At 66.2% G+C, this 21,213-nt stretch carries 14 protein-coding genes; 11 read left to right on the forward strand and 3 right to left on the reverse strand.

The features are described 5' to 3' along the window. Positions 1–56: 56 nt before the first annotated feature. From PWP93_RS33960 to PWP93_RS33970, 3 genes are read left to right on the forward strand one after another with little or no spacing between them, the layout of a single operon-like run. Positions 57–2,372: a CHAT domain-containing protein gene (locus PWP93_RS33960; protein ID WP_421047934.1), complete on the forward strand. Its 2,316-nt coding sequence runs from the start codon at positions 57–59 to the stop codon at positions 2,370–2,372. Between the two features lies 1 nt (position 2,373). Then, entirely contained in the window at positions 2,374–4,122 is a 1,749-nt protein-coding gene (locus PWP93_RS33965; protein ID WP_421047935.1) for a ShlB/FhaC/HecB family hemolysin secretion/activation protein, read from the forward strand. Positions 4,123–4,170: 48 nt separating this feature from the next. Further along, positions 4,171–9,369: a filamentous hemagglutinin N-terminal domain-containing protein gene (locus tag PWP93_RS33970; protein WP_421047936.1), complete on the forward strand. Its 5,199-nt coding sequence runs from the start codon at positions 4,171–4,173 to the stop codon at positions 9,367–9,369. Between the two features lie 12 nt (positions 9,370–9,381). On the opposite strand, the gene PWP93_RS33975 is transcribed toward PWP93_RS33970, so the two are convergent. The 3 genes from PWP93_RS33975 to PWP93_RS33985 form a co-directional block, all read right to left on the reverse strand. Further along, the gene (locus tag PWP93_RS33975) at positions 9,382–10,332 is read right to left on the reverse strand and encodes a LirA/MavJ family T4SS effector (RefSeq protein ID WP_421025649.1); all 951 of its coding nucleotides are present in this window, start codon (positions 10,330–10,332) and stop codon (positions 9,382–9,384) included. 85 nt (positions 10,333–10,417) lie between these two features. Next, a complete protein-coding gene (locus tag PWP93_RS33980; protein WP_421047937.1) occupies positions 10,418–11,233 on the reverse strand; it encodes a PP2C family protein-serine/threonine phosphatase in 816 nt (271 codons plus the stop codon). A 34-nt stretch (positions 11,234–11,267) separates the two neighbouring features. Next, a complete protein-coding gene (locus PWP93_RS33985) occupies positions 11,268–12,059 on the reverse strand; it encodes a hypothetical protein (RefSeq protein WP_421048080.1) in 792 nt (263 codons plus the stop codon). Between the two features lie 891 nt (positions 12,060–12,950). On the opposite strand from PWP93_RS33985, the gene tssA reads away from it, so the two are divergent. The 8 genes from tssA (at position 12,951) to tssG (ending at position 21,210) form a co-directional block, all read left to right on the forward strand. Then, positions 12,951–13,991 (forward strand): type VI secretion system protein TssA, encoded by a 1,041-nt coding sequence (gene tssA, locus PWP93_RS33990; RefSeq protein ID WP_421047938.1) that lies wholly within the window; start codon positions 12,951–12,953, stop codon positions 13,989–13,991. Positions 13,992–14,096: 105 nt separating this feature from the next. Then, positions 14,097–14,597: a type VI secretion system contractile sheath small subunit gene (gene tssB / locus PWP93_RS33995; RefSeq protein WP_035521266.1), complete on the forward strand. Its 501-nt coding sequence runs from the start codon at positions 14,097–14,099 to the stop codon at positions 14,595–14,597. Positions 14,598–14,689: 92 nt separating this feature from the next. Beyond that, positions 14,690–16,189 (forward strand): type VI secretion system contractile sheath large subunit, encoded by a 1,500-nt coding sequence (gene tssC / locus PWP93_RS34000; RefSeq protein ID WP_421047939.1) that lies wholly within the window; start codon positions 14,690–14,692, stop codon positions 16,187–16,189. Between the two features lie 67 nt (positions 16,190–16,256). Further along, positions 16,257–16,745, forward strand: coding sequence for an Hcp family type VI secretion system effector (locus PWP93_RS34005; RefSeq protein WP_421025644.1), 489 nt, complete (start codon positions 16,257–16,259; stop codon positions 16,743–16,745). Between the two features lie 102 nt (positions 16,746–16,847). Further along, positions 16,848–17,714 carry a type VI secretion system accessory protein TagJ gene (locus PWP93_RS34010; protein WP_421047940.1) on the forward strand — a complete coding sequence of 289 codons (867 nt, stop codon included), beginning with the start codon at positions 16,848–16,850 and terminating at the stop codon, positions 17,712–17,714. After that, entirely contained in the window at positions 17,707–18,219 is a 513-nt protein-coding gene (gene tssE, locus PWP93_RS34015; RefSeq protein ID WP_421047941.1) for a type VI secretion system baseplate subunit TssE, read from the forward strand. Before PWP93_RS34010 ends, tssE begins: the two co-directional genes overlap by 8 nt. A 34-nt stretch (positions 18,220–18,253) precedes the next feature. After that, positions 18,254–20,131, forward strand: a complete 1,878-nt coding sequence (gene tssF, locus PWP93_RS34020; protein WP_421047942.1) for a type VI secretion system baseplate subunit TssF — start codon at positions 18,254–18,256, stop codon at positions 20,129–20,131. After that, positions 20,116–21,210, forward strand: a complete 1,095-nt coding sequence (tssG, locus tag PWP93_RS34025; protein WP_421047943.1) for a type VI secretion system baseplate subunit TssG — start codon at positions 20,116–20,118, stop codon at positions 21,208–21,210. The genes tssF and tssG overlap by 16 nt, the downstream gene beginning before the upstream one ends. Positions 21,211–21,213 lie beyond the last annotated feature (3 nt).

A 21,213-nucleotide genomic window follows, 5' to 3' on the forward strand; every position in this document is an offset into this window, starting at 1 on the left:
CGGCTGCGCGCTCCGGGGCCCGGTCGCGTGATGTTTCTTTCCTGCAGGAAAGCGAAGTGAACGAACTCGAACATCGGTTGGGCTCCGGGCAGGCTGGCGCGCCGCTCGCCCGGACGAAGGCGCCGCTGTGTGCGCCGCTACGTGGGCCGCTGGGCGCGCTGCTGTGCGCGTGGTTGCTCGGCGTTGCCGCGCCGTCTGCCGCACACGCGGCGGGCAATGTGGCAAGCAGCACCGCAAGCAGCGCCGCCAAGCCCGTCGCGGCTGCGCCGGCCGGTGCCGCGAAGTCCGCCGTGGACGCTCCGGCCACGGGCCTCGCGCCCGAGTCCCAGGGCTTTCGCGAGGCCGCCGAGCGCGAGCGCGACGCCGAAACGCTCAAGTCGCTCACCGACGAAGGCCGCCTGCTGCTCTCGCGCGACCGCGTCGCGCTGCCGGCCTACGACTATTGCAGCATGTCGGTGGCGGCGGCGGAGCGGGGCGATTTCCGTGACAGCATCAACGCGGCGGCGCGCGCGCTGGTGGTGGCTCAGCGCACCGATAACGCCGACCTCGTCGCGCTCTCCAAGCGCGATCTCGCGATTGCCTACAGCTACGCGGGCGACCTCGACGACGCCGGCAAATACGCGCGCGAAGCGCTCGCTTCCCAGCCGAAGCAGCCCGAGCAGGTGTTCGCGCCGGCCAACAAGGTGCTCGGCGACGTGGCGCTGCGGCGCGGCGATGCGCAAGGCGCGCTCAAGGCTTACGACGACGCCTTGCAGACCGCCTCGCCGCGCTTCAAGCCGCTGGTGCTGCTCTCCATCACCAATGCGCAGATCGCCGCCGGCGACACGGCTGCCGCGCGCAAGACGCTCGACTCGACCGACGTGAGCGGCGAGCTCGCGCCCGCGCGCGGCCGCATCGAAGGCAAGCTGCTGCTCGCCGAAGGCAAGCCCGCCGAAGCGCTCAAGGTCTACCAGGCGCAGCTCGCCGGCACGGGCGGCGGCGGCGCGAGCGAAGCCAGCTACGACAACCTCTGGGTGCACGAAGGCATGGGCCGCGCGTATCTCGCGCTCGGCGACAAGGACCATGCGCGCGAAGCCTATCTCGCCGCCGTGGACGACTCTGAAAAAATCCGCTCGCGCTTTCGCAGCGACGAGTTCAAGACGGGCCTCTTCGGCGACACGCAGTCGGTGTTCGAAGAGGCGATCAATCTGAGCGTCGATGCGGGCGACTACGAAGGCGCGTGGAGTCTTTCCGAGCGCAGCCGCGCGCGCGCGCTGCTCGACGTGGTGCGCAACCGCGTCGAAGCGGGCGTGGACGACCAGCAGCTGAACGGCACGGTGCCGACGCTCCAGGCGGTGCGCGCCGCGCTGCGCCCCAACGAGGCCATCGTCGAGTACCACAGCCTGAAGGACACGCTCGTGGTGTGGGTGATCCGCAAGAGCGGCTTGTCGGGCGGCTTTATGGGCTACCGGCTGCCGCTCAAGCGCGCCGACATCGACACGGCCGTGACCGACGTGCGCAACGCCATCGTGCACCGGAGCAAGAACGCGATTACCTACGGCGACAAGCTCTATGCGCTGCTGATCGCGCCGCTCGCGCTGCAGCCCGGCGAGCGGCTCATCATCGTGCCGCACGGCGCGCTGCACTATCTGCCGTTCCAGGCGCTGCACGGCCCCGGCGGCTTCCTGATCGAGCAGCACCCCGTCGCGCTCGAGCCTTCGGCGAGCGTGGCGTTGCAGCTCGAGGCGCGCCGCCAGAAGGTGGCGAGCAGCCTCGTGGCGTTCGGCAATCCGCAGATCGCGCCCGCGTATGCGCTGCCCGGCGCGCAGGCCGAGGTGGAGGGCATCGCGCCGCTCTTCGCGACCAGGGAGCTGTTCCTGCAAAGCGCCGCCACGCGCGCGCAGTTCCGCCAGAGCGCGCCGGCCGGGCGCGTGCTGCACGTCGCCACGCACGCCCAGGCCGACACCATCGACCCGCTGCACTCGCGCATCCTGCTCGCGCCCGCCGCCCAGCCCGCCGACGGCCCCGACTCGCTGCTCGCGCTCGATGTCTACAACCTCAAGCTCAACGACGTCTCGCTTGTCACGCTCTCGGCCTGCGAAACCGGGCTCGGACGCATCGCGCGCGGCGACGAAATCCTCGGCTTCACGCGCGCGTTCTTCTATGCGGGCGCCACGAGCCTGATCGTGTCGATGTGGCCGGTCGCCGACGCGTCCACCGCCATCACCATGCGCACGTTCTATTCGCAGCTTTCGCAAGGCCAGGAAGCGATCGACGCCATGCGCGCCGCGCAGCTCGCCGTCATGAAGGAGCCGCGCTTCGCGCACCCGTTCTTCTGGGCGCCGTTCGACCTGATGGGCGGCTGGCGTCTTTCCATCGCGCGCGGATCATGACATGAAAAGAGGAATCCGAACGATTGCCGCGCTCGCCTGCTCGGGCAGCGCGCTCGCCTGGGGGCAGGTGCCACCGGGCGCGGGCAGCATCCCCCCGATCCAGACAAGGCCGGACGTGGGCAACGTGCTGAACCAGGCGCTGCCGAACTCGGGCACCATCCTGCAGCAGACCGAGCCGCGCGACACGCGCCCCGCGCCGCTGGACGGCGCTCCCGCGCTGCCTGCGACGCCCGCGCCGGGCGCGCCGACCGCACAACCGGGCGCGGCCAGCTTCGTGCTCAAGGGCATCGCGCTCAAGGGCAACGACACGATCCCGAGCGGGGAATTGCTGGCGCCCGTGCAGGGCAAGATCGGCAGCGAGGTGAACTTCGCCGGCCTGCAAGCGATCGCCGCGCAGATCACCCAGGTGTACCGCGCGCGCGGCTATGTGCTGGCACAAGTGGTGATCCCGCCGCAGGACGTGACCTCGGGCCAGGTGACGATGAGCGTGCTCGAAGGGCGCCTGGGCCACGTGCGCCTCGACGTGGCCGCCGGCACGCCGGTCAAGGAGTCGCTCCTGCGCGCGCGGGTGGAGCAGATTCCGGTGGGCGCGCCGCTCCAGCAGCAGGTGCTCGAGCGCACCATGCTGCTGCTCTCCGATCTGCCGGGCATCACGGTGACCTCGGCCATCGAGTCGGGCAGCGAGCCCGGCACCGTGGATCTCACGATCAACGTCGCGCCCGCGAAGCGCTGGACCTTCGCCGCCGATCTCGACAACTACGGCGCGGCGACCAGCGGCACGTGGCGGCTGGGCGGGCTCGCGCGGCTGAACTCGCCGTTCGGCATCGGCGACAACCTCGACTTGCGCATCCTCGGCGCGGAGCGGCTCGACACCGTGTATGGCCGCGTGGGCTACGAAGCGCCGGTGAACGCCTACGGCACGCGCGTGGGCGTGGCCCTCGCGCGATTGAACTACACGCTCGGCAAGGAGTATTCCGCGCTCGACGCAACCGGCGACGCCACCGTGGCCGATCTCACGGTCACGCACCCGGTGCTGCGCACCCGCGACCAGAATCTGCTCGCGCGCGCGAATCTGGAGTTCCGCGACCTCTCGGACAACATCGGCGTCGTCGACGACCACAACCGGCGCTCGATGGTCGAAGGCAGCGTGGGGCTCACCTACGAAAGCCGCGACGGCCTGTTCGGCGGCGGCTTCAATAGCGCCGACGTCGAACTGCTGATCGGCAGTCTGCACTTCAAGGGCGCCGCGAATTACGCCATCGACCAGTCGCAGTTCGGGCGCAACACCGCAGGCAACGAAGTGCGCGCGACCTTCTTCGCGAACCGGCTCAACGCGGTGACCGGGAAGGTGAGCCTGTTCGTCGGCTTCTCGGGGCAATGGGCGGCGACCAACCTCGACAACTCCTCGCGCTTCCTGCTGGGCGGGCCGCACGCGGTGCGCGCCTATTCGCCCTCCGAAGGCCTGGTCGACGAAGGCTTCGTGGCGACCGCCGAAGTGCGCTACGCGGTGACCTCGAAGATCACCGCGTTCACGTTCTTCGACTTCGGCACTGGCTGGTACAACGCGAACCCGCGTCCGAACCAGGGGCCGAACAACATCACGCGCAGCGGCGCGGGCCTGGGTGCGTACCTCGCGCTGCCGTACGGATTCGCATGGCAGGGCACCGTGGCGTGGCGCACGACCTCGCCCGACACGACCGGCAACGACAAGCTGCCGACGTTCTATATGCAATTGAGCAAGACGTTTTGAAGCAGTCGGCCAGACGCGGTCGACCAGACGATGCCGGCGAGGTGTGCGATGAACAAGCGGGGCGGTAATCGGCAGGGCGGGGCAGCCGGCAGGGTCTCAGGGCGGGTTACAGAGCGTCAGGGACGCAAGGCAAACGCGCGCCCGCTCCAGGCGAGGGCCATCGCAAGCGCGATTGCGCAGATCACTGCGGCGCTGTTCGAGGCCACCTGGGCCACCTCGCTGCTCGCCAATCCCACCGGTGCGCAGGTGGTGGCCGGCGGCGTGACGGTGAGCTCGCCCAGCGCCTCGCAGATGAACATCACGCAAAGCACGCCGAACGCCATCGTGAACTGGAACACGTTCTCGATCGGCGCGGGCGAGGCGGTGAACATCGCCCAGCCCTCGGTCTCGTCGGCGCTGCTCAATCGCGTGGTGGGCAACAACCCGAGCGACATCGCCGGGCGCTTGAGCGCGAACGGCCGCGTCTTTCTGGTCAACCCGGCGGGCGTCATCTTCGCGCCGGGGTCGTCGGTGAACGTGGGATCTCTGGTCGCTTCGACGCTGAACATTAGTGATGCTGATTTTCTGGCCGGGCGCTATCACTTCATCGGCAGCTCGCCGGCGGCGGTGCGCAATGCGGGCACGCTCACGGCACAGGACGGCGGCACCATCGCGCTGCTCGGCGGCACCGTGAGCAATACCGGCACCGTGGCCGCGAAGCTCGGCACGGTTGCGCTGGGCGCGGGCAGCGATATCACGCTCGACTTCGCGGGCGACGGACTCACCACGCTGAAGATCAACGCAGGCACGGCGGGCGCGCTGATCGGCAACGCGGGCACGCTCGCCGCCGACGGCGGCACCGTGGTCATGAGCGCGCAAACCGCCGATGCGCTGGCGGGCACGGTCATCAACCAGCAGGGTATCGTGCGCGCGCAAAGCCTCGCTGCGCGCGATGGACATATCGTGCTCGACGGCGGCTCGAGCGGCCAGACCTATGTGTCGGGCACGCTCGACGCCTCGGGCGGCGCGGGGCTCGCGGGCGGGCAGATCGACGTGACGGGCCACAACGTGGGCCTGCTCGCGGGCGCGAATTTGAACGCGAGCGGCGCGACGGGCGGTGGCAGCGCGCGCGTGGGCGGCGGCGCGGCGGGCGCGGACCCGACGATCCGCAATGCGGATGCGGTGTGGATGGATCCGAACGCGCAGATCCATGCGGATGCAACCACCAACGGCAGCGGCGGGCATATCGTGGCCTACGGTGTGACCGCCGCGCGCCTTTATGGCGAGTTCAGCGCGCGCGGCGGACCGCAGGGCGGTGATGGCGGCTCGATCGAGACCTCGTCGCATGCGCTCGACCTCACGGGTGCGCGCGTCGACGCCTCGGCGCTGAAGGGCGTTGGCGGCACGTGGAAGATCGATCCGTATGAAGTGGATATCGTGACCGACGGAGGCATGCTCGAAGTGGCCATGGGTGGCGGGCCCGTCACGTTCGGGCCCTTCGGCAACCTTCCCGTGACCACGATCGCGGTCTCGCAGATCACGGGCGAACTTAATCTTGGCACCTCGGTGACGATCACGACGGTCCCGGGATCGGCGTTGTACGGCCCCGGCAACATCAACGTGCAGACGCCCATCCAGAAGACCGGGGGGGCCGGCGCGACGCTTTCGCTAATCGCCTCGGGCGGCATTTCGATCGGCTACGACATCACCTCGATCTCTGGACCTCTTGGACTCGTGCTCGACGCGAACGTGGGCAACACATCGTCCACGAGCAGCGTGCAAATCCAGGGCGCGACGATCGACACCCATGGCGGCGCGTTCACGATCGGCAACACGGGCTCGAGCAAGGTCGACATCGAAAATTCGACCCTCGCCACCGAGGGCGGCGCCGTGAGCATCGCGGGGACGAACAGTTTCGGCGATGGCGTCACCATCGGATACAGCACGATCAATTCGGCTGCCGGCAACATGACGATCTCGGGCACCTCGCTCTACGACGGCAACGGCATCACCTTGAATCAGAGTTCAGTCTGGAGTACGAATGGCGCGATCCAGTTGAGCGGCATCGGCGACGCCGCCTTCATCGGTTCGTCGTCCACCTATAGCGGCGTTTCGATCTCGGGCGTGGGCCCGGGCAGCACGCCCGCCATCGACGTGACGGGCAGCGGCGCGGTGACGCTAACGGGCACGATGCGAAACGGACTGGGGACCGGGGTCGAGCTAACGAATGCATCGATTGCCGCGAACGGCGGCGCGGTTGCGCTGACCAGCACGGATTCGGCATCGACCGCTTCGACCGGCATCCAGCTCAATACCTCGAGCATCGGCAACACCGGCGGGGTCGTGACGCTCACGGGCAACGGCAGCAGCAGCGGCATCGCGCTGAGCTATTCGCTGATTGCCAACGGCACGGGAGCGACCACGCTCAACGGAACCGCAACCGGCCCGGGCACGGGTGTTCTGCTGTCCCAAAGCGGCGTTCACGCGGCGGGTGGCGCAATCGCCGTGAACGGCGTGTCGAACGCGGCCGGGCAAGGTGCGAACTTTGGCGTGCAGGTGCAGGGCGATTATGTGACCAGCCAGGGCGGCACGAGCGGCGGCGCGGCGTTCAGCGACACGGGGAGCGGCGCGATCAGCATCAGCGGCACGTCGAGCAACGCCGTGGGGTTTGCCTATGGCGTGTCGATCAACTCGGCGACGCTCAACGGCGCGGGCGGCATTCAGACGAGCGGCACCGCGACGGCCTGGCTCGGCTTTGGCTTCACGATGTCGGGCAGCACCTTGAGCACGAGCGGCGGCAATGGGGCGATCGGCATCGCTGGGACGACGACGGGCAACTACGAATACGGCGTCGACATCGGCCAGTCGACCCTGACGACGGCGGGCGGCGCCGTCACGCTGACCGGCATCGCCAACGCCAACTCATACGGGAGCGGCGTCGTGCTGTCGAACACGCTGGTCAGCACGGGGGCCGGCAACGTGCAGGTGGCGGGGACGGTGAACGACGCACCGGGCCAGACCTATACGAGCGGCTATGGCATTTCGGCCTACGGCAGCTCGATCCAGACCACCAGCGGCAATGTGACGTTGAGCGGCACGACGACTGGCGCGACCGGCTCCTCATACGGCACGTCCCTGGGCGGCGGCTATACCGCGAACGGCAGCACCACGGTGCAGCCCACGATCCAGACCGGCAGCGGCGCGATCGCGATCAACGGCAGCGTTCCCGCCACGAGTTTCGGCAGCATCGGCGTCGATCTGACCGGCGCGAGCATCGCTTCGACCAGCGGCTCGATCACGCTCACGGGCCTCACCACGGGCACACCCACGACGGGCCTTTCGTCGACGGGCGTGGTGCTCGGCGCCGCGAGCCCGGATTCCAGTTCCGTGGGCTTGGTGAGTCTCTCGACGACGCCGCCGCCCACGACGCTCACCACCGGCAGCGGCACGCTCTCGATCCGCGGCAGCGGTTCGGGCGCGAACTCGCAGGGCGTGTTCGTGGCCGACGGCGCGCAGATTGTCTCGACCAACGGCGGCGCCATCGACATCCGCGGCGTGGTGACGAGTCCGACCAGCAGCGCGAGCGGCGCAAATATTCAGTATGACTACGGAACGCTTGTATACAACGGCACGATCGCGGCTACCCAGCCCAATACCGTGATTTCGATCGCGGGCTCGACCAATACGTCGGACGCGGGCCTGGCTTTCGGCACGGTGGCGGTGCCGGCCAACTTCAACTACGCGCCGGGAACCGTGCAGGTGAACGCAGGCCCCAACGGCACCATCGCGCTGCGCTCCGCCAACGACGGCACGACGACGAGCCTCGCCGACAGCGGCGCGCCCATCACGTCCGCGGGCGGCACGCTCGCGATTCTGCCCGCGAGCGTCGACCCCACGACCTTTGCCTTCGTCGCTTCGGACAGCACGCCGATCACGCTGTTCGGCACCGGCGCGGCGGGCTTGAGCATCGACGCGGCCACATATTCGCTGTTCACCGGCTTCTCCACGCTCGCGCTCGGTTCGAGCACGCAGACGGGCCTCATCACCGTGAGCGGCGTGTGTCCCACGCAAGGTGCATGCACGTCGCTCGTCAAGCCCACGGTGAACCAGAGCCTCACGCTGATGAACATGGGCAGCGGCAGCCACGGCATTCAACTGCTCTACGGCATCTTGCTCGGCAGCAACACGCTCACGCTGGCCTCGGCGGGCGCGGTCACGGACCCGGGCGGCATCCAGGCCGCCGGGCTGCTGCTCGCGGGGCCGGGCACCTTCACCCTCAACGATCCCGAGAACAACGTGGGCGTGCTGGCCATGCTCGACGCCGGCAACGTGAATTTCCTGAATTCGACGAGCTTCGTGATCGGTCCGATCGTGAGCCGTTCGTTCGACGCGGCATCGAACACGGCCACCACGATCGATGCGACCAACTCCAGTCTCACCGGCAACCTGCTCGCCCAGGCCGCGACGGGCAGCGTGGGGCTCGGCGGCGGCACGGCGGCGGCGAACGGCCCGACCGGCGGCAAGAACACCAACCTGAGCGCGGGCGGCACGATCGACCTCGTGATGGAGAACGGCGTGTTCATCAACAATGGCACCGGTACCTTGAGCGCGGCCAATTACTGGCGCATCTGGGCCTCGACATGGGTGGGCGAGACGCGCGGCAACGTGCAGCCCAATACGGCACAGCCGAACTTCTACGGCTGCACCTTTGGGGCGGGATGCAACTGGGGCGGTGTGGTACCGCTCACGGGCGATCATTTTGTGTACGTCGCGCGGCCCACGGTGATCGTTACCGCCAATGGCGCGACAAAGATCTATGGCGCGCCGAATCCGAACTTTGGCTACAGCACAGCGGGTCTCGTCAACGGCGATACGACCTCGTCGCTAAGCGGCACGCTTTCGACCGGCGCAACGAGCGGTTCGCTGCCGGGACAATATGCGATCAATCCGGCGTATCTGTCGAGCGTCGGCTATATCGTGCAAAACGTACCGGGCACGCTGACCGTGACGCTGCCGTATCCGCTCGATCTGCCGCTAGCGGTGAGCGCGATGCAGTCGTTCTTCGGCATGAGCGAGAAGACCTTCGTGTACGAGAACAACCTGCAGGGCACCAATATCTGCGTGGGCTCGAATCAGCCGCTCTTCACGACCGCACCGCCCGGCAGCGACCAGGATCTGCTCGCTGTCGAGTGGAAACGGGTGCGCTCGCAACCGAATTTGAATAGCTGCATGCTGTTGAACGGGCAGCACGGCTGCGGGGATTTCTAAAGTGAGCAGACCCTAGGTTCTCACATAGGGATCGAACTTGGGATTGGCCCCCTTCGGGAAGGCGATGCGCGCCGATGCATTGCGGTTCTCCATCTTCTCCATTTGCATATAGGTGATGATCTCGTCCACTTCCTCTTCCGATTTCCTCAGCTTCTTGACGAGATAATCGCGCATGTTGTACGTGGATTCGCGCTTGGCCATGCGGGCGCGCAGAAACGCTCGCAGGACCGGGCAAAATTCCGGCGACGCATCGCCAACCAGCCACATGTTGAGATTTTCCGGGGAGCGGAAGTCGAGCTTGTCGTTGCCGATCGAGGGGTCCGTGGTCAGTTGATCGAGGAGGAAGGTCCACAGATTGGTCTTGCCCTTCTGCCACGGCGCGATGCTGGCGAATACCGTGGCTTCCTGGTTCACCGGCACGGTCTTGAACGCGCCCGCCCGGATCAGGATGTACCACTGCAGGCGGTGGCTGTATTCACCGTGCTTCTCTCCAGCGCCAACATCCTTCCAGTGCTGCTTCAGCGCCAGCGACTCCTTGAACACATTCCCGTAGACGAAGCCGGCATAGTTCGGGAGCCGGTCGCCGACAACCACGAATCCGTGAGCGCGCTCGAACTCGTCCAGCGAGGCCGTCAGAAGCTTGGAGAAGTCGCTGTCCTTCTTCGGCGGAGCCTTATTCGCCTTGTAGGCCGCCTGCTGATTCTGGAAGTAATCGATCGCCCGCGATTTGGCGGAATAGTATTTGTTTATCCGCTGCGTCATGTCCGCATCCAGCGCGATCAAGGCATTCCGAATGACGGGTTCACCGCGGAGGTTGCCTCGCAGGCCGCAGGACAGATAGAAGCCCATCCGCAGATAATCGTTGAAATGGGGCGACTCGCTCAACAGCTTGCCATCGACCTTCAGATCCTTGTCATCGAAGGCTACTTTCAATTCTGCACGAATCTCTTCCAGCGATTTCATCTTGATTCTCCAGTGGATGGCAGCAACCATCGCGCCGGCGTGGCCGGCGCAACATCGGTTTTCAATGCACGGGCTGTTGCGATATTCAGGATGGTGGGATCAACAGGGTTGCGTCGGAATCCTTAGGGGTAGGCACGTCGCCAGTTTCATCGGCCTCTATCCAGATCGCGCTCGCGCTGAAGTTGTCGTTGCCCGCTCTCGCGTGAGCGCGGACATGCGCGGCCAGGGCCTCCAGCCACGCGCGCGGGCTCGCGGCCTGCGCGAGCGTCTCGAGCATGGTGGCCTCTTCTACGTACTCCCAAAGACCGTCGGTGCAGATCAGGAACGCGTCGCGTGCGCATAGCCCGAACGTGCCGGGCCGCGCCGCGATATTCAGCCCTTCGAGCGTGCCGAGCGCCGAGAACAGCACGTTGCGGCGCGGGTGATGGCGCGCGTCCGCGGCGCTGATGAGGCGCGCGTCCACCATGTCCTGCACCATGCTGTGGTCGCGCGTCTGCGCGACGATCTCGCCCGCGCGGAAGCAGTAGAGCCGCGTGTCGCCGCAATGCGCCCAGGCCGCGGTGCGCCGTTCGCGGTCGATCGCGAGCAGCGTGGCAGTGGAGCGCATGTCGCGCAGCGCAGTGCCGCCGTGCGCCTGCTCTTCCACGATGTTGGCGTTCGCATGCGCGAGCGCGTTGGCGAGGCGCTCGCCCGTGGGCGGCAACTCGGCAAGCGTGAGATAGCGCAGGTCGGCGAGCACTGTGTCGACCACGATGGCCGATGCGGTGTCGCCGCCGCCGTGGCCGCCCGCGCCATCGGCGACCACGCAGTAGAACAGCCGCCCGCTCGACCAGTCACCAAGCGAGTCTTCGTTACGCTGCCGCCCGCCCGGATCGGTCAGGCTTGCGAAGGCCAGTTGCACTTGCGCTCCCGTCTCGTTGCGGGCTTCCCCGTGGTCACTCGTGAAGTTCGTGATTGCAATGCGGGTCGTGCATCGGCGCGCAATGTTGCGCCGGGGCGGGCACCGGTGCCGCACGCGCGCCGTGCTCGTGCCGCGCGCCCGGCGCGCCCTGCGCGAGTTGCGATTGCTCCGCGAGAATCCCGAGCACGGCGAGCAGCGCAATGCGGTTCTCGACCGCGATCTCGATGCCCAGCGTTTCTTCGATCCAGCGTCCAATGCCGGTGCGCGCGAAGTCGGCGGGCATCGCCCCTTTGCGCAGCGTGACGCCCAGCTTGCGCGCGCGATGGTGATACGAGGCGATGCCGTAGCGCGCGGCGATTTGCGCAAGCCCGCCCTTTTCGGCGGAGAGCCAGCCGAGCGTGCCGGCCAGCAGCAGTCGCGCGGCTTCGTCGAGGCCGCTGATGAAGCGCACGGCCGAAGCGCGCACGCTGTCCTCGTCGAGGCCGTACTGGAATAGCGCGGCGCTGACCGGATCGGCGTGCATGGCGCTGCGCTGATCGAGTTCGGCCAGCACCTCGTTCTCGTCGATCGAAACGTTGCGCCGATGGCTCGCGCTGCGCAGGCAGTCGATCAGGTAGCGGCGGAAATAGCTGCACACGGCATGGTTGTTCGAGGGCGCGCTATGCGCCGGAAAGCTCATTAATTCGGCTGCGGGCGTTTCGAGGCGAAAGACCTTGCTGAAGAGAAACTGCGAAATGAGCTCTTCCTTGTCTTCGGCCAGCGCTTGAAGCTCGAACGGGTGATAGCCGGTCAGTGCGCGCTGCACGATGGTATAGAGCGAAGCCATTTCTGTATGGTTCAGAGCAGTGCGCCGCTGCCAGAGATCGGGCAGCGTGCACGGATTGTCCATGCCCTCCATGAGCGCTGCGCTTTCGATGTTCGACACGTTTTCCCCTCGTATCGCGTTTTTAGGCTCACTTCGCGTGGCGCGCATCCAGCATGCATGAATCGTTGGATTGGCTGTAGCGGGTTCACGTCGAGTCTATTAGCTGGCCGTGCGTATGACAAGCGTGAAAATCTGCAATGGCGTGTTTTAAAACATCTAGCCGTTCGGTGAATAAAAATTCTAAAAGAGCAGCTCTAGTGGTTTACGCGATCAGAATAACGAATTCGGATTCCATGGCGATAAAGCGCACGCGCGTTATCGAACATGTGACGGAGAAGAGTCGATCGTTCGGTATCCTTCGTTAGCGAACGTCACGTGCTCCATGGCACGGTAGGACGCCAGGTGAGAGTCACTTTTATAGTCATCCTGCATGATGGTTAACCCCTGGAAAATAAGGGCTGAAATCGTCTGTTTGGGAGCGATTCCACTGCAGTAAGATGCGTCCTGATCGCGCGCCATGACATGCCGGACAAGGCGAGATCGAGGTTTGGACGATTGCCTGCATGGCACAACGACTACTCGAAAGACAACTAGATTAAATGCGTGGCGAATTTATGAAAAATCGGGAACATGGTTTGCATCGAGGTGCGCTTTTCTTTTGTACCCGCCGTGCTATTCTGATAGCGACTCGTTAAGCTTCGAGCACCGATGGGCGCTTGCGAATTCGGCCTCCGCTGTACCGGGAAATATCAGAAATAGGTTCAGCCGCGCGCCATGCAATTTTTTATCCGCCTTAATACGCTTGCCCGGGCAGTAACCAGAACATAACCAATTCCACACGGACCACGGACCATGGCCATGCTAGATGCCGGGGCGCTGCTCGCGGAAGTGTCTTCCGCGTTGCCTTGCGGCGAGGACGTCGAATACGATCCGGCGTTTCTCGAACTCGAGCGCGTCGTGCACGGCAAGCCCGACGTGCAGTATGGCAGCACCGTGGTCGAGGCAGTTCCGCCCGACTGGAAGGAGGCCCAGGCGCTCGCACTGTCCCTGCTGGAGAAAAGCCGCGATCTGCGCGTGGCCGCGCATCTGGCGCGCGCGCTGCTCAATCGCACCGGCTTTGGCGGCTTTAGTGAAGGCCTCGACCTGATCGCCGGCATGCTCGAACAACGCTGGGCGCATCTGTATCCGCAGCTCGATCCCGACGACGACAACGATCCCACCGCACGCGTGAACGCGCTCGCGGGTCTCGTCGACTCCACCACCACGCTGGCCGAGGTGCGCGAAGCGGCGCTCGCCATCTCGCGCGCGCACGGCGAGGTGACGCTGCGCGACGTCGAATACGCAACCGGCGAGATTGCCGTGCCGGCGGGCGTGACCGCGCCCACGCTCAGCTCGATCGATCTCGCGATCAGCGATGCGGGCGAGAACGCGCGCGAATCGCTCGCTGCCTTGCGGCGTGCGCTCGAGGCTGCGACGCGCATCGAGACGGTGATCATGAACAACGTGGGCGCGGCGCAGGCGATCGACATGGACCCGCTCACGCGGCTGCTGCGCCATGCCGTGGCATTTCTTGGCGAGCGCGTGCCCGAGGAGCAGGCATCCGCGCCAGCGGAGCTCGCGCAAGACGGCGCGCCTGGCGGGGCGCCCGCCGTGGCCGTTGCCGCAGTGCCCGCGCGCGCGCCGGGCGAAGTCGAGTCGCGCGAGGACGTGCTGCGCGCCCTCGATCGCATCTGCAAGTACTACGAAACGTATGAGCCGGGGAGCCCTGTGCCCTTGCTGCTCAAGCGGGCGCGTCGGCTCGTCGACAAGAATTTCATGGAGATTCTGGAAGATCTCGCGCCCGACGGGCTTGCGCAGGCGCGCCAGATCGGCGGCGTCCAGAGCGAGGAGTGACGTAAAGGGCCTGTTATTCGTGTGAGCAGGCGCTGGTTTATCCGCAACGCCGCCCCGCGGCGCGCCCCAATGCGCGCCGCCGCGGCATCGACGAGGGGAAAGGCCGTGGCTAAAGAAAGCAGCCAGAAGTTCATTGCGCGCAACCGGGCGCCGCGCGTGCAGATCGAGTACGACGTAGAGGTGTACGGCTCGGAAAAGAAGATCAATCTGCCGTTCGTGATGGGCGTCATGTCCGATCTGTCCGGGCAGCCCGCCGAGCCGCTCGCGCCCGTGGCCGAGCGCAAGTTCCTCGAGATCGATGTCGACAACTTCGATGAGCGCCTGAAATCGATGAAGCCGCGCGTGGCCGTGCAGGTGCCCAACATGCTCACGGGCGAGGGCAATCTTGCGGTGGAGATGACCTTCGAGAGCATGGACGACTTCTCGCCGGCCGCCGTCGCGCGCAAGGTGGATTCGCTCGCGAAGCTGCTGGAGGCGCGCGGCCAGTTGCAGAACCTCTTGACCTATATGGACGGCAAGACGGGCGCCGAGGATCTGATCCAGAAACTGCTCAACGATCCGGCACTGCTGCAGGCGCTGGCTTCCGCGCCCAAGCCGCAGGAATAGCGCCGCGCGCGGTGATGCGCGCACCCACCCGTTAGCTATCGTTGGCTATTTGTTAACTATCTAGTTAGCCATCCGTCGAGAGGGAGTCTGACATGGCCGAACCCAGTACCCAACAGCAGGAAGCCCGGCAGGGCGGCGAAGCACTCGAGGCGAGCGAGTTCGCGAGCCTGCTGGAAAAGGAGTTCAAGCCCCGCAGCGACAAGGCGAAAGAGGCCGTCGAGACGGCCGTGCGCACGCTGGCCGAGCAGGCGCTGCGCGACACCAACGTCGTGTCGGGCGACGTGCTCGCGACCATCGAGTCGCTGATCGCGCAGATCGACCAGAAGCTCACCGACCAGGTGAACCTGATCATCCACACCGAGGCGTTTCAGAAGGTGGAGAGCGCGTGGCGAGGTCTGCACTATCTGGTGAACAACACCGAGACCGACGAGACGCTCAAGATCCGCGTGATGAACATCTCGAAGAACGAGCTGCACAAGACGCTCAAGAAGTACAAGGGCACCGCGTGGGACCAGAGCCCGCTGTTCAAGAAGCTCTATGAAGAAGAGTACGGCCAGTTCGGCGGCGAGCCGTACGGCGCGCTGGTGGCCGACTATTACTTCGACAACAGCGGTCCGGATGTCGACCTGCTCACTCAGGTCGCCAAGGTCGCCGCCGCCTCGCACGCGCCGTTCATCACGGGCGCCGATCCTTCGGTCATGCTGATGGAATCGTGGCAGGAGCTCGCCAATCCGCGCGACCTCACGAAGATCTTCCAGACGCCCGAGCACGCCGCGTGGCGCTCGCTGCGCGAATCGGAAGACTCGCGCTATATCGGTCTCGCCATGCCGCGTTTTCTTGCGCGCGCGCCCTATGGCGCGAAGACCAACCCGGTCGACGAGTTCGCCTTCGAGGAAGACACCGCGGGCGCGGACAGCAAGAAGTATGCGTGGGCCAACGCCGCTTATGCGATGGCCACCAACATCAACCGCTCGTTCAAGCAGTACGGCTGGTGCTCGCGCATTCGCGGCATCGAATCGGGCGGCGCGGTCGAGAACCTGCCCGTGCATTCGTTCCCGACCGACGATGGCGGCGTGGACATGAAGTGCCCGACCGAGATCGCCATCAGCGACCGCCGCGAGGCCGAGCTCGCGAAGAACGGCTTCATGCCGCTCGTGCACAAGAAGAACTCTGACTTCGCGGCGTTCATCGGCGCACAGTCGTTGCACAAGCCCGCCGAGTACGAGGACCCCGACGCCACCGCGAATGCCAATCTTGCGGCGCGCCTGCCGTATCTGTTCGCGTGCAGCCGCTTCGCGCACTACCTCAAGTGCATCGTGCGCGACAAGATCGGCAGCTTCAAGGAGAAAGACGACATGCAGCGCTGGCTGCAGAACTGGATCTTGCAATACGTGGACGGCGACCCCGCGCACTCGAGTGAGGAAACCAAATCGCGCCGCCCGCTTGCCGCAGCCGAAGTCGTGATCGAGGAAGTCGAGGGCAATCCGGGCTATTACACGTCCAAATTCTTCCTGCGTCCGCATTACCAGCTCGAGGGCCTCACCGTGTCGTTGCGGCTGGTGTCCAAGCTGCCGTCCGCCAAGGCGGCATAACGTAAGTCCGTGTGCATGGCCGCGTACCGGCGCGAACTGACGCAAACTTTCCAAGTGGAGAACAGAAATGGCCGTTGATATTTTCATCAAGATTGGCGACGTGGCGGGCGAGTCGCAGGACAAGACGCATGGGGGCGAAATCGACGTGCTCGCGTGGAGCTGGGGCATGTCCCAGAGTGGCACGATGCACCTGGGCACGGGCGGCGGCGCAGGCAAGGTGTCCGTGCAGGATCTTTCGTTCACGAAGTATGTCGACAAGGCCACGCCGGTGCTGATGGGCGCGTGCGCGAGCGGCAGCCACTATCCCACCGCGGTGCTCACGGTGCGCAAGGCCGGCGGCAAGTCACCGCTCGAATACTTCAAGATCACCTTCACGAAGGTGCTGATCTCGTCGATCAGCGAAGGCGGCTCGGGCGGCGAGGACCGCTTCACGGAGAACATCTCGCTGAACTTCGAGAAGTACCACGTGGAGTACCAGCCGCAAAGCGCCACGGGCGAGAAGGAAGGCGGCGTGGTCGAGACCAAGTGGGACATCGCGAAGAACGTCGCGGAGTAAGCCGCGGAACGGTGGCGGCGCGCGCGAGGGGCGCGCGCCGCCGCATGTATTGCAGCCCCCGACCGACGCCCATGAATGCTGGCTTGACGGAGCCAATCGACAATGACAGCAGAAGAGAGCTTGCGCGCCGGTGACCTCGACGCGTGCCTGAAGCAGTTGCAGGACCAGGTGCGCGGCAACCCGGCCAACGTGTCGTACCGCGTGTTCCTGTTTCAGCTGCTCGCCGTGCGCGGCGCGTGGGAGCGCGCGCTCACGCAGCTCAACGTGGTGGGCGATCTCGACGCCGCCGCGCTGCCGATGGTGCAGCTCTATCGCGATGCGCTCCAGTGCGAGGCGCTGCGCGAGGACGTATTCGCCGGGCGGCGCGCGCCGCTCATTTTCGGCGAGCCCACCGCATGGCTCGCACTCCTGATCGAAGCGTTGCGTCTCGAGGGCTCGGGCGATTCCAGGGCGGCGGCCGCGTGCCGCGCCAATGCACTCGAGCAGGCGCGCCCCACGACGGGCACGCTCAACGGCGTGCCGTTCGCGTGGATCGCCGACGCCGATTCGCGCCTCGGCCCCACGCTCGAAGTGATTCTCAACGGCCGCTATTACTGGGTGCCGTTCGAGCGCATCCGCCGCATCGAGCTCGAAGCGCCGGACGACCTGCGCGACCGCGTGTGGATGCCGGCCGTATTCAGGTGGGCCAACGACGGCCAGGCGGCGGGACTGATTCCGGCGCGCTATCCCGGCACCTTGACCGCGAATGTGACCCACTCGGCGGCCGATGCCAATGCACTGGCGCTCGCTCGCGCAACTGAATGGACCGACGCGGGCAGCGGGGAATTCGACGAGGCGCGCCCGGTCGGGCAGCGCATGTTCACGACCGACGAGAACGACTACGCGCTGTTCGACGTGCGCACGCTCGTGCTCGATGCAGAGGCGCCTGCGGGCGAAGTGACGCAAGACCGCGCGCAAGACCATGGCTGAGCTGACTGGACGCGACCGGCTGCAGCCCTCGCTGCTCGACCGCCTGACCGATCTCGAGCCCGGCACGAAGGTCGAGAGCCGCGAGCGCCGCGTGCTCTCGATGCGCGCGCTGCGTCTGGGCGTGCAGCGCGATCTGGCGTGGTTGCTCAATGCGAGCGGGCTCGGCAGCGTGCAGGATCTCTCGGCATGGCCGCTCGTCGAGCGCTCGGTGCTCAACTACGGCTTTCCCGATATCGCGGGCAAGACGGCATCGGGCATGAACCTCGCGCGCCTCGAGCGGCAGATACGCGACGTGATCGTGGCGTTCGAGCCGCGCATTCTGCGCGACACGGTGAAGGTGACGGCAGTGCTCGAGGAGGAAACGACCGGGCACCACAACACGGTGGTGTTCGCGATCGAAGGGGACTTGTGGGCGCAGCCGTATCCGGAGCGGCTTTACTTTCGCACCGAACTCGATCTCGAGGGCGGCGAGGTGCGCGTGATCGACCAGGGCGCGGCGCGCTGAAAAACCACCACGCACAAGCAACGCACAAGCGACGATGAACCCCGACCTGATCCGCTACTACAACCAGGAACTCGCGCATTTGCGCGAGATGGGCAGCGAATTCGCGCGCGAGTTTCCGAAGGTGGCCGCGCGCCTGGGTCTCGAAGGGCTCGAATGCGCCGACCCCTATGTCGAGCGCCTGCTCGAAGGTTTCAGCTTTCTCGCGGCGCGCGTGCAGTTGAAGATCGACGCCGAGTTTCCGCGTTTCACCCAGCATCTCATGGAGCTGGTGTATCCGCATTACCTCGCGCCCACGCCGTCGATGACAGTGGTGCGCATGCAGCCCGATCTCGCACATCCGGCGCTTGCGGGCGGCGTGACCGTGCAGCGCGGCAGCGCGCTGCACGCGGTGCTCGACAAGAACGGTTCGACGCGCTGCGAATACCGCACGGCGCATGCGCTCACGCTGTGGCCCGTGGAGATCGTCGAGGCGAAGTTCTTCACGCATACCGGCGCGCTCGGCGGCGCCGACATGGCGCTACCGCCCGGTGTGAAGGCAGGCGTGCGGCTGCGCTTGAGCACCACTGGCGGCGTGAAGTTCAGCCAGCTTGCGCTCGATACGCTCACGCTCTATTTGCGCGGCGCGGATTCGCTGCCTGCGCGAATTTACGAGCGCCTGCTCGCCAGTTCCGTGGGCGTGGCGGTGCTGCCGGTCGCGCGGCCCGCGCCATGGCACCGGCTGTTGCCAAAGAGCGCCGTCAAGCCGGTCGGCTTCGACGACAGCGAAGCGCTGCTGCCCGTGAGCGGCCAGTCGTTTCAGGGATTCCGTCTGCTGCAGGAATATTTCGCGTTTCCGCAGCGCTTTTTGTTCGTTGCCATCGACGGCTTGCAGAGCGCGCTGCGCGCGTGCGCCGAAAGCGAAGTGGAAGTGATCGTGCTGCTCGACCGCGCCGACCCGCTGCTCGAACAGACGCTCGACGCGAGCCACTTCTCGCTCCATTGCACGCCAGCGATCAATCTGTTCGCGCGCCGCGCCGACCGTATCGCCTTCGATCCCGCGCAATTCGAGTATCAGGTGATTGCGGACCGCACGCGGCCGCTCGACTTCGAGATTTATCGCATCGAGGAAGTCACGGGACACGGCGCGGGTTCGAACGACGAGCAACGCTTCGAGCCCTTCTATCACGCGCGCGATTTGTCGGCGGCCGAGCAGGGCAGCGCGTACTACCAGGTGCGCCGCGAACGGCGCTTGCAATCTTCGCGCGCGCGCGAGCGCGGCCAGCGCACCAGTTACCTCGGCAGCGAAACCTTCATCGCACTCGTCGATGCGGCCAATGCGCCGTATCGCGCGGATCTGCGCCAGCTCGGCCTCAAGGTGCTGTGCACCAACCGCGATTTGCCCCTTACGCTGGCCACCGGCACCGGCGCATCGGATTTCACGCTCGGCGTGGAAGCCCCCGTGGAGAGCGTGCGCTGCGTGAGCGGTCCGAGCCGGCCCTTGCCGTCGTTCGCGCACGGCGCGGTGGCTTGGCGGTTGCTGAGCCACTTATCGTTGAACTACGAGTCGCTGATCGATACGAATGCCTCCACAGGCGCGCGGGCGCTGCGCGACTTGCTGAGCCTCTATTGCCCCGTCGACGATCCGGCCGCGCAGCGGCAGATCGAAGGCGTGCGCTCGGTCGAGGCCAAACCGGTCACGCGCCGGCTGCCCGTGCCGGGGCCGATCGTGTTCGGGCGCGGCCAGCAGGTGAGCGTGACGTTCGACGAAACCGCCTTCGAGGGTTCGGGGGCCTTCGTGCTGGGCGCGGTGCTCGCGCGATATTTTTCACTGTACGTCTCGATGAATTCGTTCACCGAGACGGTGGTGCGCACCACGGCACGCGCCGAGATCATGCGCTGGCCTGCGAGGGCGGGACAATGCGTGACGCTCTGACCGTGCTGAAGCTGCTCGAAGACGAGGCGTACCGCTTCGACTTCTTTCAGGCCGTGCGCCTGATCGAAAACGCGTGGGCCGCGCAGCCGCGCGTGGGCGAGTCGCTGCGCCCGCGCGACGACGCCGTGCGCTTCACGCAGCGGCCCGAACTCGTGTTTCATCCGACCACGCTGGCCGCGTTCTCGCAGCACGATCATGGGGAAGGGGGCATGGCGCCGCGCCTGGCCGTGAACTTCTTCGGCCTGCTCGGGCCGCATGGCGCGCTGCCCACGCATCTGACCGAATATATCCGCGACCGCGAGCGCAACGCCGACGATCCCACCTTCGCGCGCTTTCTGGACTTGTTCCATCACCGCATGACGAGCCTGTTCTACCGCGCGTGGGCCAATGCGCAGCCGGCGGTGAGTCTCGAGCGCCCGGGACGCGACCGCTTCGCGATGTATGTGGGCTCGACTTTCGGCATGGGCGAGGAGGCGCTGCGCGGGCGCGATACCGTACCCGATTTCGCGAAGCTCCATTTCGCGGGGCTGCTCGGTTCGCGCACGCGCCCCGCCGCGGGCCTCGCGCTGATTCTCACGCGCTTTTTCCGGCTGCCCGTGTCGATCGAGGAATGGGTGGGCCACTGGATGCCGCTGCCCGCCGGGACGCACACGCGCATGGGCTTGCGCGACGGATCGTCGGCGCTCGGGGTTTCCACGCTGCTCGGCGCGCGCGTATGGGATTGCCAGCATAAGTTTCGCATCGTCATCGGCCCGCTTTCGATGGCCGATTACGAGCGTTTCCTGCCCGGCGGCGACAGCCTCAAGCGGCTCGCCGACTGGGTTTGCAACTATGTGCGCGACGGCCTCGACTGGGACGTGAACCTGCAATTGCGCGAGGCCGAGGTGCCGCGCCTGAAGCTGGGCCGCCACGCGCGGCTTGGGCTCACGAGCTGGGTGCTTAGCGGCGCGGCGCAAGGCGATCAGAAGCAGCTGAAACTCAATCCCGCAAGCGGCGCTGCCGCGCGCGAGCGGAGGCAGGAAGACGTGCAACGAGCGACGGAACACGCCGCGGCGCTCGACCTTCACCCGGGAGAATGAAGA

The sequence above is a fragment of the Paraburkholderia sp. A1RI-2L genome (assembly GCF_048957375.1).
Lineage (GTDB): Bacteria > Pseudomonadota > Gammaproteobacteria > Burkholderiales > Burkholderiaceae > Paraburkholderia.

What these genes read in the sequence shown, in the direction of transcription:
- PWP93_RS33965 (WP_421047935.1), top strand. Translation starts at nt 2,374, where the DNA reads ATGAAAAGAGGAATCCGAACGATTGCCGCGCTCGCCTGCTCGGGCAGC.
- PWP93_RS33970 (WP_421047936.1), top strand. Translation starts at nt 4,171, where the DNA reads ATGAACAAGCGGGGCGGTAATCGGCAGGGCGGGGCAGCCGGCAGGGTC.
- PWP93_RS33975 (WP_421025649.1), bottom strand. Translation starts at nt 10,332, where the DNA reads ATGAAATCGCTGGAAGAGATTCGTGCAGAATTGAAAGTAGCCTTCGAT.
- PWP93_RS33985 (WP_421048080.1), bottom strand. Translation starts at nt 12,059, where the DNA reads ATGGCTTCGCTCTATACCATCGTGCAGCGCGCACTGACCGGCTATCAC.
- tssA (WP_421047938.1), top strand. Translation starts at nt 12,951, where the DNA reads ATGGCCATGCTAGATGCCGGGGCGCTGCTCGCGGAAGTGTCTTCCGCG.
- tssC (WP_421047939.1), top strand. Translation starts at nt 14,690, where the DNA reads ATGGCCGAACCCAGTACCCAACAGCAGGAAGCCCGGCAGGGCGGCGAA.
- PWP93_RS34005 (WP_421025644.1), top strand. Translation starts at nt 16,257, where the DNA reads ATGGCCGTTGATATTTTCATCAAGATTGGCGACGTGGCGGGCGAGTCG.
- PWP93_RS34010 (WP_421047940.1), top strand. Translation starts at nt 16,848, where the DNA reads ATGACAGCAGAAGAGAGCTTGCGCGCCGGTGACCTCGACGCGTGCCTG.
- tssE (WP_421047941.1), top strand. Translation starts at nt 17,707, where the DNA reads ATGGCTGAGCTGACTGGACGCGACCGGCTGCAGCCCTCGCTGCTCGAC.
- tssF (WP_421047942.1), top strand. Translation starts at nt 18,254, where the DNA reads ATGAACCCCGACCTGATCCGCTACTACAACCAGGAACTCGCGCATTTG.
- tssG (WP_421047943.1), top strand. Translation starts at nt 20,116, where the DNA reads ATGCGTGACGCTCTGACCGTGCTGAAGCTGCTCGAAGACGAGGCGTAC.